Raw genomic sequence first — 14,363 nt, 5'->3', positions numbered from 1 at the left:
GGATGTCCTCATGCAGTTTCTGTACCCAGCAATCAAGCGACTCCCGAAGCTGATTCACCTCGAGATTCAAGAGATATTGCTGTTCCGAAACTGAAAAATGGGGCATGACTTGAGTCTAATGCTCTCTATCAGAAGATGAAAGGTCCGTGCTCTTTCATAATGGCCTGGCACAGACCAGAAAGTGGGGATTCAACAGGGTATCGGGTTTGGTGTTGCAACGCAGTGGTTGCATGTCGGGGTACTGGAGCACCAGTCCACCGGCAGCTTCTACAACAGCCTGCGCGGCTGCAGTGTCCCATTCGCTGGTGAGTCCAAGGCGTGGGTAAAGGTCTGCACTGCCCTCTGCCACCAGGCAAAGTTTGATGGAACTGCCCATGGAAACCAGTTGTGCATCAGGGTACTGCTGCATGAATGCCTTGAATTCATCACTCTGATGTGAACGGCTGCCAACCACCTTCCAGTCACTGGTACTGGCCGGGCGGGTGCGCACCTGAATGGCAGCCTGCTGACCATCCTGCCCGATTTTGAAAGCACCCTGCTCTGCCTGCCCCCACCAGGTGATGTTTAATGCAGGTGCATGCACCACACCAAACACCGGCTGATGGTTCTCGATCAGTGCAATGTTCACCGTGAATTCACCGTTCTTCTTGATGAACTCCTTGGTGCCATCCAGCGGATCAATCAGCCAGTAACGATTCCAGCTCAGACGATCCGTGGTTTCATCTGCCACAGACTCCTCGGAAAGCACCGGAATCTCCGGTGTCAACTCGGCCAGACCGGCAACAATACAGCGGTGGGAAGCCAGATCAGCCTCCGTCAGCGGACTGGCATCCGACTTGTCATAAACAGCAAAATCCCGGCTGTAAATCTCCAGAATTGCTGCACCTGCCTGCTGTGCCAGTGTAATGACGGCTTGAGGATTGAACATTGACTCAAAAACTCCATATCCAGGGAATCAGTAACACGGCTGTTGAACCGGTCAGCAGACTCAGTGGCAGACCGATGCGTGCATAGTCTGCCATTTTGTAACCACCGGGACCATAAACCATCAGGTTGGTCTGATAACCCAGCGGAGTGATAAAACTGGCCGAAGCGGCAAACATGATAGCAATGGCAAAAGGCATAAAACTGACACCCAGTTGATCTGACACCGCCATGGCCACCGGAAACATCAACACCGCCGCAGCATTATTGGTGATCATTTCGGTGAAAACCACTGTCATCAGGTATACCAGCGCCAACGCCAGCCAGGGCGACATACCGGTATCTGCACCGCCAAGCAAAAGATTTGCCAACATCTGAGCTGCGCCCGTTTTAGTCATGGCAGCTCCCAGCGCAAAAGAAGCCGCAATCACCACCAGCACACTTAAGTCGATAGCGCCGCGCCCTCGACTTGCGGTTACACAACGAGTCAACAACATGCCACCGGCAGCAATCAATGCTGCTTCCAGAATGCTTAGTAGTCCTGTGGTGCTGAGCAAAATAAGCAACACCAGCCAACCCAGAGCCATGGGCGCCTTGCTAAAATCCGGTGGTGTGGAATTGTTGAGCAGGCTGACCAGCAGAAAATCCCGACGGAAGCGGTATTGATCTACAAAGTTTTTACCGGCTTCCAGCAACAATGTATCCCCCACCTGAAAGCGAATATCACCCAGTTTACCCAGCAGACGCGAACCCTCACGCGAAACAGACAGGATGACCGCCTTGTAACGAGTCCGAAAAGCTGATTCACGGATGGTTTTAGCCAGCGCAGGAAAATCAGGCCCCAGCACTACCTCCACCAAATGCCGTTGGTGATGAGCTATGTTTAGTTTTTTTACATCCTCACTAGCTGGCTGCAGTCCGTTGATTTTGCGTAACTCGTTTGCACCTTCGGATGCACCAATAAAAAACAGCAGATCTCCAGCTTCCAGCGTTGTGTCAGGATCCACAGCTGGTAGCAATTTGCCTCTGCGCTCAATTTCAGCCAGGTAGGTGTAGGTGAGACTACGGAGCCCTGCTTCTGCAATGGTTTTTCCGATCAGCGGACTGCCTGGACTGATCTCCACCTCCACCCCATACTCACGAGCCTGATCCAGCTGCTCAACAGCCCCCTGGCGATTGGGCAGCAGGCGATCGCCGAACAACAGCAGAAAACCACCGCCCACCAGCAGCACCGGCACGCCCAGCCATGCCAGTTCAAACATACCCAGTGCAATGCCCTTTTGCTGCTGCAAAAGGCCATCCACCACCAGGTTGGTGCTGGTGCCGATCAAGGTGAGTGTACCGCCCATGATGGCGGCATAACTGAGTGGCAACAGCAGCTTGGAAGCAGAAATGCGAATGCGCTGACTCCAGTCCTGCACTGCTGGAATCAGCATCGCCACCACCGCTGTGTTGTTCATGAAGGCACTGAGCAGAGAAGCCGGTAGCAACAGCCGCCCCTGTGCTTGCCGCGCAGTACGAGGCTGCCCCAGCAAGCGATGGGCAATGTACTGAATGGCACCGGACTCCTTCAGGCCTGCAGCCACTACATAAAGCACTGCAATGGTCATCACACCGGTATTGGAGAAGCCACTTAGTGACTCTCTGGGAGTCAGGATGCCCACTATCATCAAGCAAGCAAGTGCGGCCATCATGATGACATCGGCAGGTATTCGAGTAGTGATCAGCAGTGCAAGCACTGCCAATACAAGTGATAAAGTCAGATAGGCTTCAAACATACACTGCTAATCAGTATCAATTAATTGTCATTAAACTTTATAGAACTCTTGATACCACCTTACAAAATTCGCTACACCTTCTTTAACCGGTGTGGCGGGTTTGTAGCCGGTGGCTTTTTCCAGCTCGCTGGAGTCGGCGTAGGTGTCGGGTACGTCGCCGGGTTGTAGGGGCAGCAGGTCTTTGATGGCTTTTTTGCCCAGGGCTTCTTCAATGGCTTCAATGTAGGCGCTGAGTTTGACTGGGTTGTTGTTGCCGATGTTGAAGATGCGAAACGGTGCGTTGCTGGTGGCCGGGTCAGGGTTGTTGCTGTCCCATTCGGGGTTGGGCTGGGCGATCTGATCGCTGGAGCGAATCACACCTTCCACGATGTCGGCCACGTAGGTGAAATCGCGGGTGTGGTTGCCATGATTGAAGACGGGTATCGGCTGGTCTTCCAGGGTGTTTTTGGTGAATTTGAACAGTGCCATGTCCGGCCTGCCCCATGGGCCATAAACGGTAAAAAAGCGCAGGCCGGTGGTGGGCAGTTGAAATAGGTGGCTGTAACTGTGCGCCATCATTTCATTGGCTTTTTTGGTGGCCGCGTAGAATTGCAAGGGGTGGTTCACGCCTTCGTGTTCACTGAAGGGCATTTTGGTATTCGCGCCGTAAACACTGCTGGTGCTGGCATAGGTTAAATGTGGTGTTTTGGAATAACGGCAGGCTTCCAGTATGTTGGTGAAAGCAATGATGTTGCTTTCCACATAACTGTGGGGGTTTTCCAGTGAATAGCGTACACCCGCTTGAGCGGCCAGGTGAATCACCCGATCAAACTGATGTGCTTCAAAACACTGCTTCACCAAAGCCTGATCCGCCAGGTTGCCACGAATAAAGGTGTAGTTGCTGCCCGTTTTGGCAGCCGTTTCTGCGAGAAGTTTTAAGCGAGCTTCTTTAATGGTGACGTCGTAGTAGTCATTGACACTGTCAAAGCCAACCACTTCATCACCACGCTCTAAAAGTTGTTTGACGGTGTGGAAACCAATAAAGCCGGCGTTGCCTGTAACAAGAGTCTTCATACGGATCAAACCTTCTCTTCGTTTAAGCTTTGACGAACCCGGCAGACAAACTCGGCAAAAAATGCCGCCATGATGCCGAGTATGCCACCCAATACCGCACCCAAGGCTAAAATCAAGGATGGCTTGAGTGTGCTTTTTGGTTTAGCAGGTTCGGCAGGCACTGCCAGTGCAGCCAAGCGTGTTGGGAGAAACTGAGCACCTGTATGAGTGGTTTTACTCTGAGCCAGCTGTTGGATAAGTGCCTCAAATAACTCCTGGTGAGTTTCAAGTAAAGGATTCAACAGCTGTCGATGGAAATCCTGCACCTGATCACGCGCAGCTTTAGGCGCAAGCGTAATAATGCTGATGAGGTTCGATCCTTCATCCTGGTTCAGGTTTCTACGCTCTGAGTAGTTAACCCTCACACGATAACCTGCAAATTCGGGGTGCTGTTCTATTAGTAAAGGGCGATGAATATGCAGAAGCTGTGCTTCAACAGATGCCATAGGTTCAATAAAGTGATTCGGTGATTTGTAGCCCAGTGCAACAAAGCTGGTGAAGGCCACTAGTCCTTTATCTTTTACCACAGCCCCACCAGAAGTAGCTTTCATCCATGCGAGTCCAACTGCAATAGCGACGGTCAGCAGAAAAACACTAAAGAACCACCAACGCCGATGAACCAGTATCTTGGCAAGGTCTACCAGTGATATCTCATCATCCGGATAGCGGTAAAAACCGGCATCCCGGTATTCGTTAACATGGGTTGACGGTTGATTTTGTTCTATTTTCTTCACGTTAGTTCCTTGGTATCAAATAGTCCTGTGGTATTCAGTCACTGCCAAACAGGTCACGGGTATAGATTTTGTTTTCTACATCTGCAAGATTTTCTGAGCGACGATTGGCGACAATCACATCACTGATTTGTTTGAATTCATCAAGATTTTTTATAACTCTTGAGTTGTAGAAGCTGTCTTCTTGCAGGGCAGGTTCATAAACCACCACTTCAACACCCTTGGCTTTGATGCGTTTCATCACACCTTGAATGGCAGAAGCACGGAAATTGTCTGAGCCGGATTTCATCACCAACCGGTAAATACCCACTATCTTTGGTTTACGAGCCAGAATGGAGTCTGCAATGAAATCTTTGCGGGTGGTGTTGGAATCTACTATGGCTTTAATCAGGTTGCTGGGCACCTGGTCGTAATTGGCCAGCAGCTGCTTGGTGTCTTTTGGCAGACAATAGCCACCATAACCAAAGCTGGGGTTGTTGTAGTGGCTACCAATACGGGGATCTAGTCCAACGCCTTCAATGATCTGGCGGGAGCTCAACCCATGGCTCTGAGCGTAGGAATCCAGCTCATTAAAATAGGCTACTCGCATGGCCAGGTAGGTGTTGGCAAACAGCTTAATGGCTTCAGCTTCGGTGGAGTCGGTGAACAGCACCGGCACATCCTGTTTGATGGCGCCTTCCTTCAGCAGGTTGGCAAATACTTCTGCGCGTTCAGACTGCTCTCCCACAACAATGCGTGAGGGGTATAGATTATCGTGGAGTGCTTTACCTTCACGCAGGAACTCAGGCGAAAAGAGAATGCTCTGCGTGTTGAATTTTTCTCGCAGGCTTTGAGTGTACCCCACCGGCACGGTGGATTTGATCACCATCACTGCACTGGGGTTGATGGCCAACACATCCTGAACGACCGCTTCTACGCTTTGAGTATTGAAATAATTAGTCTGTGGATCGTAATCGGTGGGGGTAGCGATGATGACAAAGTCTGCATCTTTATATGCGGCATTTTTATCGGTCGTTGCAATCAGGTTAAGGGGTTTTTCTGCCAGATACTGTTCAATTTCAACATCTTCGATAGGTGATTGCCTGGTATTGATCTGGTCAACTTTGGTTTGCAGAATATCCAGCGCCGTCACTTTATTATGCTGAGCCAGCAACACCGCGTTAGAAAGACCCACATAACCTGTACCGGCGATGGTGATATTCATTATTCTAAAATCCTTGATAACCAGTCATTATAAAAAAGCACGCTACCGCCCCGGGATTTTTGCGGCGCTTTCCCGAGGCCTGTTATAACCATTGAAAATCAAAAGCGTAAGTGTAGCATTTCTTACAGCATGAGCAGTAAAAAACTAGATGGCTTGCCCTCTTCCCACACCTGAATAGATCCAGCTCTGTCTCTGCAACTCCTGGGGGTCATAAATGTTGCGTCCATCCAGCAGCAGTGGTGTTTTCATGCTGGCGTGGATCGTCTGCATGTTCAGGTTCCAGAACTCTTTCCATTCGGTCACCAGTAAAACTGCATCCGCATCCTGGGCTGCTGCTTCCGGTGAGTCGGCATAAATCAAGCCGTTCTTTTCACCGAGCAGCTTCTGAAGTGTTGGCAGCGCCATGGGGTCATAAACCCGCACTTGCACACCATGAGCCAGCAGTGCCTCAATTAACACCAATGCAGGGCTGCCGGAAATGCTGGCTGTATTGGGTTTAAAGGCACAGCCCCATAGGGCAACTGCTTTACCCGCAACATCGGCTCGGTAAAAGCGCCAGAACTTCTGGAATAGCAGGTCTTTTTGCTGATCATTGATGGCTTGTACACTGTCCAGCAATCCAAAGCCTGCCTGATGATTCAGCTCTGCCCCAAGTTGATCGAGTGTTTGTAAAAAAGCTTCGCCACCGAAGCCGCATCCAGGGTAAAGGTATTGGTACCCAATTCGACTATCCGAGCCAATTCCCTGGCGTACTGTTTCAATATCAATACCACGTTGACTAGCCAGCTCCGACAGTTCGTTCATAAAGCTGACACGGGTTGCCAACATGCCGTTGATGGCAATTTTGGTCAGCTCTGCCTCTTTAGGGGGCATGACCAGCAAGGCATCACGACTACGATTAAAGGGTGACATCAATCGACGAATCAGACTTGTTGCCGTAGGTTGGTTGCTGCCCAGTATGATGCGCTGTGAGCGCGTAAAACTTTCCAGTGCCCTGCCTGCCTGCACAAAGCCCGGCCAGTAAACCATCAACAATTGTTTAAAACCCTGCTGTTGCAACTTGTTTTGCAGTCGCTCGGTAGTTCCAACTGGCACAGGTTGCACCAAAGCCACTACAATCTGGTGTTCTGCTGGCAATGCCTCCAAACGTGCCGCAAAATCCAGTAGATCCAACTCTAGACGCTGTTCATCCGTTTGCTGGCGTGCATCAATCAGCAGATCCACTTCAATCTTGTCAGAGCCAAAGACCAGACGACCAGCCTCTCGCTGCTTTAACAAAAGTCGATACAGATCCGGCTCCATCAACTCGCTGTCAGCATCTGGTAGCTCTTTGCTATCCATGTGGATGACACAACCTGTCGAAGCCAGCGCAGCAGTGTAAGTCCAGGATTCCAGATTATTCCCTAACATCAATACGTTCATGACTGTTGCTCCTGAATGTACCGAGCCAGTTGCAATGTGGATGAGTCCAGCAATACTTCACTCTCTTCCAGACTTGAAATCAGCAATGGCTGCAGCTGCAAAGCAACCTGTTTGCCCAGCTCCACACCCCACTGATCAAAGGGATTAATCCCCCAGATGACAGCCTGGGTAAATACCTTATGTTCGTAAGCTGCAATCAGTGCACCCAGACTTTGCGGCTCCAGACTATCCAGCAGCAAGGTGGAGGATGGCTGGTTACCGGGATAATGGCGGAAAGGATTATCTGTGGGTTCTACAGCCGCATTGCCCAGCGCCAGTACACGTGACTGAGCCAGGCAGTTGGCAATATTCAGCTGATGCTGTGCCTGCAGTTCTGCGTAGTGAGCGTAGTGACGGGCATTGTCGTAACGCCGTGCTGCAAGTATGAAGTCTGATGCTACTGGTTGAGTACCCTGGTGCAACAGCTGATAAAAAGCATGCTGGGCATTGGCACCAATCTCTCCCCATAGCACCGGACAGGTGGCATGATCAATTGGCTGACCAGCACGATCGACCGATTTGCCATTGCTTTCCATCTCCAGTTGCTCCAGATAGGAAGGGAAGTACTTTAGTCGGCCGTCATAAGGCAAAATTGCGTGAGCACGAATATCCAGAAAATTGACATTCCATACCCCAAGTAAGGCCAGCATCACCGGTAAGTTTTGCAGCATTGGAGCATGACGGAAGTGTTCATCCATGGCGTGTGCACCTGACAACAACTGCCGGAAAACAGACATACCCAAAGCCAGTGCAATTGGCAAACCTATCGTTGACCAAAGAGAGAAACGCCCTCCCACCCACTGCCAGAAGGCCAGCTGGTTTTCTGGCGGCAAGCCCCAGGCATCCATTTTTTCTGTCGTGGCAGAAACCCCAATGAAGTGACAGCGTAATACACGTTGTTCATCGTTGCAGTGGCTGCTTAGCCAGGAGCGCACTGTATTGGCATTGGACAAGGTATCAATAGTGGTAAAAGACTTGGAAGAAATGATGAATAGCGTAGTTTCCGGACTTAGATGCTCCAGCAAATCAAACAACTGGCTACCATCAATGGTGGAGGCAAAGTGTACTCGTAATGCCCGCGCTTGTGGTTCGGCATGTTCTCGTAAGGCATGGGTCACCATTAAGGGCCCGAGATCACTACCGCCCACGCCCAGATTCACTACATCTGTGATGCGTTTGCCGGAATAACCCCGCCAGACACCAGATTGAATACGTGTTACCAGCCGATCCATACGCTGCAGCTGCTCCTCCACGCAAGCCAGATCGGCTGATTGTTGATTTGCCGGTGCACGCAAGGCTGTATGCAAAGCTGCACGGTTTTCGCTGGGGTTAACCACTGCACCTGTAAACAACTGCTCACGCCAGTAGGGTAATTCGGCCTGTTGTGCCAGTTTTTCCAAATGATTCAAAATATCGGATGTTACCCGCTGCTTGCTGAAATCCAGCATAAGGTACGGGCTCTTGATGCAAAAAAGCTGACCACGATCCGGCTGATCAGCAAACAAGTCGGCTAATATCAGGGATTGTCGGCTAAGCCCTGTTAACCGGTAAAAAGCATCCAGATTTTTCATCCTGTTTACTCCAGTAAACCAGCTTCCCTGCCTAATTGCTGATTGGCCTGCAGCCAGCCCTGGATGTAACCACAATCAAAAGTACGACCATGCATCCGATAGGCTTCAACCGTTCCACCTCTGCGGATGAGTTCTGCAATGGCATCAGTCAATTGGATTTCTCCTCCGGCACCGGGTGGTGTCTCGGCCAGTATCGCCATAATCTCGCCTGGCAGTATATAGCGCCCGATTACAGATAAACGACTCGGTGCATCAGCCGGTGATGGCTTTTCGACCACCGATAACATGGGTGCCGTTGCACCGGGCTGCAACTCCACACCACCACAATTGACAATGCCATATTGATCCACTCGTTCCAGCGGCACTTCCTCAACCATAATCTGGGCTGTTTGTCTTTCCTGGCTGGTTTTTGCCATCACAGCCAGGTCGATCATGGCCTTGTTATCCAAAGCAGGCTTCACCAGCACATCCGGTAAAATCACGGCAAAAGGCTCGCTGGGTTGCAATAAATGTGCAGCACAATGAATGGCATGCCCCAAGCCCAGAGCACGACCCTGGCGTACGCTGGTGATTTTTAATTCCGGTGGAGCAATGTCACGCAAGGCTTTTAACAAAGCCGTTTTGCCTTTCTTTTCCAGTTCACTTTCCAGTTCGTAGTGGCAATCAAAGTGATCCTCTATCGCTGATTTACCACTGCGGGTGACCAGAATCACTTCATTTAAACCAGCAGCCAAAGCCTCTTCAACCACATGCTGAATCAAAGGGCGATCCACCACAGGCAGCATTTCTTTAGGAATGGATTTACTGATCGGCAGCAGGCGGGTACCAAGTCCAGCAACTGGAATGATGACTTTGCGAAGAGTGATGGTTGACGACACGCTGAATACTCCTGATGTTGTTCTTTCTTATATAGAGTCTAACACGCCACTGAACAGGAATCTTAAGCAGCCCCATTAAAAAAGAGTGCCAAAGGCACTCTTTTTTTAACTAAATATCAATGACTTGCTAATAATACTGATTTATCAGAACTTTTCTTCAAAGCCCAGACTGATTGCGAAGTAGCGAGGGACATTGCTGCCCTCGTACTCCACAGTTTCCAGCCCCATGGCTACATCAAGGTTCATCATGCCAAAGAAGGTCACACCACCATTTATCGTGCTTAGCTCGGTACCTGTGATGTTTTTGTTGTAACCAAGGCGACCTCCTGGCAACCACCAAGAGTCAGAGAAATAGCCAGCAGACACGCCCATCATCTGGTACTCATCACCAACAAAGTTGGTGGCTGTACCCAGTGTATAGTATCCCTGCAGCACCCAATTGCGATTTTGGGTGAAGTAAGCACCCTCAACTACTGAGTGACGACTTAGAGTCACAGTATCTGCGACTTTGCTTTTGCCTGCAGATTGCAAGTTTTTCAGCTTGCCTAATGTATCGTTATCCAGCACCTTACCAAGATCTGGGTAATCAAACTCGGGCTCATTCAGGTTGTAGATAGTCAAACCTGCCTGCATGTTGCTGGCATGCCACATCACACCAAGATCCAAACCAAGCTGATTGGTCTTTTGGGTGTTGTTTTCAGCTGATTCGAAGCTATCGCCGATTTCAAACTCATCATCATCATTCTGCAGAGCAACAAAAGTACGAGCCGTTTCAACTTGATAAAGGTTCAGGCGTGCACCCAGTTCCAACTCACCTTTTGGCAGATTGATATCGAACCACTCACCCAGGTTGGTGCCGTAACCCACAGCCAGATGAGTAATGCTAGCTACCCGCAAGTCAACACCGGCATCGGTGTCACCGGAATTGTAAGTGAGTAATTCTTCAGCCGGATCATAGATAATATCAATATTCGCCCCTTTACCATTAATAACACCCATCGAACCCTGCACACTGCCAGAGGCATTGATACTGAACGTACCCTTGGCTGTCTGTGAGCCAATAATAAAAGGAGTCAGCGGTGCTTGTACCATACCACCAAAACGAAACTGACCATTGCGCTCCAGATCATCCAGCAGCATATCAAAAGCTTCCTCGGCAGCAGCTGTAACCTCAGTCACAGTACCAGAAGGATCAGCAACCAGTGCATCCACATCAATTTCCTGACCATCAAGGAAATTAACAATTCCATCCAGCGTATCTTCAAGCTCATCCACCTGACCGAACTCCATGTACATGCCCAGATTACTCAGGTAACCAAAACGCATACGCTCGCCGTCACGCAGTAGCAGGTTGTTGCCTGCAGGGTTTTTTGAGCTAGAATGCACTGTGGCACTGTTGAATACACCACCAATCGTTGCTGAGTAACCAGGACTGACAAGGGATTGGTTGGCAGAAGCAGTCACCGCTGCGAAGGGCAGGCTAAGTGCAGCCAGTGCCAGGGCAATACGGGTTGGTTTAAGTATCATTGTGCTTTCCTCATTCTGGTCAGGCGGATCTAGGCTATTAAGGGTTTATATAGAGCTTATAGCATAAACCTTTAACCCTTTACAGTTACTAAAGTGTATCAATGGTTGGTACACCCGAATGAAACCTGAACTCTGTATCTGGGCTTTCTATAAGATCCTGCTCAACTTGTAACAACGCCTCAACACGTTGACCAATTAGTTCGGATGAATAGAGCTCTGCCAGTTGCAGATAGTCTACAAAATGCCTGGCTTCAGATTTGATCAGTGAACGGTAATATTTTGCCAAGGGTGTATCCAGATGAGGAATCAGTGCAGCAAAGCGTTCACAAGAGCGAGCTTCGATGATGGCACCGATAATCAATAAATCGATAAATCGCCCTTCTTCACTGGTGCGCAGATGTTTGCGTAAACAATCAGCGTAACGCGATGGACTGAGATTCTGGTAAACAATGCCCCGCTCCTGCAGCAGGTTAACCACCTGTTCAAAATGTAGCAGTTCTTCCCGCGCCAGCTGAGACATTTTTTTCAGCAGTTCAGTGCGCTCTGTGTGCCGGTGCATCAGACTCATGGCTGCTGCTGCAGCTTTTTTTTCGCACTGGGCATGGTCGATCAACAGGATGTCGAGCTGTGCCAGCGCGGCATTCACCCAGGCTTGTGGGGTGCGGCATTTTAAGAAGGCTTCAATTTCTGGTATGGCTGGAGCTTCAATCATGGTTTTGGCTTCTATTGCAGTAGATTCAACTGGACTTGTAGACGGCTTTGCAGTGTTTCCAGCAAGGTTTGGGGTAATGCGGCCTGAACTTCTACCACCCAGTGACGTGTATTCAACCAAGGCTGGAGTTTTACAGCATCCTTGGCGGTCATCAGGATGGGTTGCTCGCCGGGTAGATCCAGCAGGCGGGCATCCATTTGTGCGTGATCTTTTAGCGGGTGTTCAATAACATCCAGCCCTTGCTGTCGCAGTTGATCAAAAAAACGCTTTGGGTTACCGATACCGGCCAAGGCATGTACCTGCTGACCGGATTTGAATGGCATGTCGGTTTGAGTTTTACCATCACCACAGCGCCAGCCGATTTGTTGCAGGCTGTAGTTGATCCAGCGTTGATCTACGGCAGGGCAGTCTGTTGGCAATGGCACGGTTAACCCACCCTGACAGAGGATGAAGTCCACACTGTTTAAACGACTGCTTGCTTCTCTTAATGGCCCCATCGGCAGGCAATGCCCATTACCCAGCCCACGGGCACCATCCAACACCACCAGCTCGATATCCCGTTGTAATGCAAGATGCTGTAATCCGTCATCCGCTAGCAGAAGGTTACAGCCTTGTTCGACCAACAAGCGGGCAGCTTCTGGTCGATCCGGGTCTACGGCTACGGGTAATCCGGTCTGTTGTGCCAGCATCAGTGGTTCATCACCCACTTCTGCCGGATCACTGCCGGTTGTGACCAGTAAGGGGTAGTGTGTGGCTTTACCGCCGTAACCCCGGCTGATGATGCCGGGCTTCCAACCTTTTTGACAAAAATAACCAGCCAGCGCTGCTACCACTGGAGATTTACCACTGCCGCCTACAGTGAGGTTACCGACAATAATCACCGGTACACCGGGATGACTGGATGGCTTTTTACCCTGCCGGTAAGCCTGTTGGCGTTGCTGCATTTTATGGCAGTAGAGTGCCTCCAGCGGAGCCAGTAACCGCAGAACACCTGGATTTCTGGCATACCAGTGTTGTTCAACCCACTGCTGCAGCTTCATTACTGGGGTGTCACCTGTTCGTGAAACTGCATCTTGTGCAGCATGGCATAAGTACCATCCTGCTGGATCAACTCTTGGTGAGTACCGGATTCCACGATCTCCCCTTCTGCCACCACCAGAATACGATCCGCTTTTTCGATGGTGGACAGGCGGTGGGCAATAACAAAGGTGGTTCGCCCTTGCATCACGTGTTCCAGTGCCTGCTGGATGTAACGCTCTGACTCAGTATCCAGCGCCGAAGTGGCTTCATCCAGAATCAGAATAGGGGCGTTTTTCATGATGGCGCGGGCAATGGCTATACGTTGTCTCTGACCACCGGACAACAACACTCCATTATCACCTACCAGTGTATCCAGCCCTTGCGGGAGCTTTTCGACAAAGTCCATCACGTAAGCAGCCTTGGCTGCAGCTTCGATCGCCTGACGATCCGGGTTGGTGATGCCATAAGCGATGTTAGCTGCCAGGGTATCGTTAAACAGGGTGACCTGCTGGGTGACGATTGCAATTTGTTTCCTGAGATTGCTGAGTGTGAGCTCATCAATGGGAACACCATCCAGCCGGATTTGTCCTTGTTCCAGTTCGTAAAAACGCGGGATCAGGCTGGCTAGGGTGGATTTACCACTGCCCGAGCGCCCAACCAGTGCAATCATTTCACCGGGTTTAACACTGAGGTTGATGTTTTTGAGCACCTGGGGTTGATCCGAGCCATAACTGAAACAAACCTGATCAAACTCTACCCGGCCTTCAGCACGACCTAGAGTTTGAGTACCTTGATCAGGTTCTGTTGGAGCATCAAGAAAGGCAAATACGTCTTGTGAGGCCGCCAACCCCTTCTGGATGGTGTTGTTAATCTCGGTGAGTTGGCGCAGGGGTTTGGCCATCAATGATGCAGCGGTAAGAAAGGCAATAAACTCACCGGGTGTCATGCTGCCCATCAAATCCGGCGACAGCGCCAACCACACCAGAAAACCCAGTGCCACCGCGATAATCAACTGTACCACCGGGGTATTGATGGCTTTGGTGAGTGCCATTTTCATGGCTTGTTTACGATTATTATCACTGGCATGCAGAAAACGCTGGTATTCAAATTCACTGCCACCATAACTGCGTACCACGCGGTAACCACTAATGGCTTCGGAAGCTACATGGGTAATGTCCCCCATGGACCCCTGAATGCGACGGCTGATTTTTCTAAAGCGTTTGCTGGCATAACTGACTACTACACCAATGATGGGTGTCACGGCAACAAATACCAGTGCCAGCGCCCAGTTGACCCAGATCAGATAAGCCATCAGTCCGATGACAAACAGACCTTCCCGAATTAATACCGTGATGGCGTTGGTCGCAGCTCCGGTGACCTGCTCCACGTTATAAGTAAGACGTGAAACCAAATGCCCGGATGAGTTGTGGTCATAAAAACGGGCGGGTAATACCAGAAAACTTTT

General features: G+C 50.3%; 12 protein-coding genes. All 12 read right to left on the bottom strand.

The annotated features are described in order from the left end of the window. Positions 1 to 154: 154 nt before the first annotated feature. Positions 155 to 928, bottom strand: a complete 774-nt coding sequence (cysQ, locus tag IBX50_RS04475; RefSeq protein WP_292253719.1) for a 3'(2'),5'-bisphosphate nucleotidase CysQ — start codon at positions 926 to 928, stop codon at positions 155 to 157. A 4-nt stretch (positions 929 to 932) separates the two neighbouring features. Then, on the bottom strand, positions 933 to 2,702 hold the full coding sequence (locus tag IBX50_RS04470; protein ID WP_292253716.1) for an SLC13 family permease: 1,770 nt from the start codon (positions 2,700 to 2,702) through the stop codon (positions 933 to 935). Positions 2,703 to 2,732: 30 nt separating this feature from the next. Further along, positions 2,733 to 3,755 carry an NAD-dependent epimerase gene (locus IBX50_RS04465; RefSeq protein WP_292253713.1) on the bottom strand — a complete coding sequence of 341 codons (1,023 nt, stop codon included), beginning with the start codon at positions 3,753 to 3,755 and terminating at the stop codon, positions 2,733 to 2,735. 5 nt (positions 3,756 to 3,760) lie between these two features. Further along, positions 3,761 to 4,528, bottom strand: coding sequence for a hypothetical protein (locus IBX50_RS04460; RefSeq protein ID WP_292253710.1), 768 nt, complete (start codon positions 4,526 to 4,528; stop codon positions 3,761 to 3,763). 34 nt (positions 4,529 to 4,562) lie between these two features. After that, positions 4,563 to 5,729: a nucleotide sugar dehydrogenase gene (locus IBX50_RS04455; protein ID WP_292253707.1), complete on the bottom strand. Its 1,167-nt coding sequence runs from the start codon at positions 5,727 to 5,729 to the stop codon at positions 4,563 to 4,565. A 144-nt stretch (positions 5,730 to 5,873) separates the two neighbouring features. Further along, complete coding sequence (locus IBX50_RS04450) at positions 5,874 to 7,151, bottom strand: nucleotide sugar dehydrogenase (protein WP_292253703.1); 1,278 nt, start codon at positions 7,149 to 7,151, stop codon at positions 5,874 to 5,876. Continuing rightward, positions 7,148 to 8,761: a glucose-6-phosphate isomerase gene (gene pgi / locus IBX50_RS04445; RefSeq protein ID WP_292253699.1), complete on the bottom strand. Its 1,614-nt coding sequence runs from the start codon at positions 8,759 to 8,761 to the stop codon at positions 7,148 to 7,150. The genes IBX50_RS04450 and pgi overlap by 4 nt, the downstream gene beginning before the upstream one ends. Before the next feature lie 5 nt (positions 8,762 to 8,766). Beyond that, positions 8,767 to 9,639: a UTP--glucose-1-phosphate uridylyltransferase gene (locus IBX50_RS04440; RefSeq protein ID WP_292253695.1), complete on the bottom strand. Its 873-nt coding sequence runs from the start codon at positions 9,637 to 9,639 to the stop codon at positions 8,767 to 8,769. Between the two features lie 144 nt (positions 9,640 to 9,783). Next, complete coding sequence (traF, locus tag IBX50_RS04435) at positions 9,784 to 11,166, bottom strand: conjugal transfer protein TraF (RefSeq protein ID WP_292253692.1); 1,383 nt, start codon at positions 11,164 to 11,166, stop codon at positions 9,784 to 9,786. An 88-nt stretch (positions 11,167 to 11,254) separates the two neighbouring features. Then, positions 11,255 to 11,878: a tRNA-(ms[2]io[6]A)-hydroxylase gene (locus tag IBX50_RS04430; protein ID WP_292253687.1), complete on the bottom strand. Its 624-nt coding sequence runs from the start codon at positions 11,876 to 11,878 to the stop codon at positions 11,255 to 11,257. Positions 11,879 to 11,889: 11 nt separating this feature from the next. Further along, positions 11,890 to 12,918 carry a tetraacyldisaccharide 4'-kinase gene (lpxK, locus tag IBX50_RS04425; protein ID WP_292253684.1) on the bottom strand — a complete coding sequence of 343 codons (1,029 nt, stop codon included), beginning with the start codon at positions 12,916 to 12,918 and terminating at the stop codon, positions 11,890 to 11,892. Next, positions 12,918 to 14,363 (bottom strand): lipid A export permease/ATP-binding protein MsbA (msbA, locus tag IBX50_RS04420; RefSeq protein ID WP_292253681.1); only part of this gene is annotated, 1,446 nt, incomplete at its 5' end. The genes msbA and lpxK, both read right to left, overlap by 1 nt.

Source organism: Marinospirillum sp., assembly GCF_014859565.1.
This window is presented reverse-complemented; position numbering and strand designations above follow the sequence as displayed.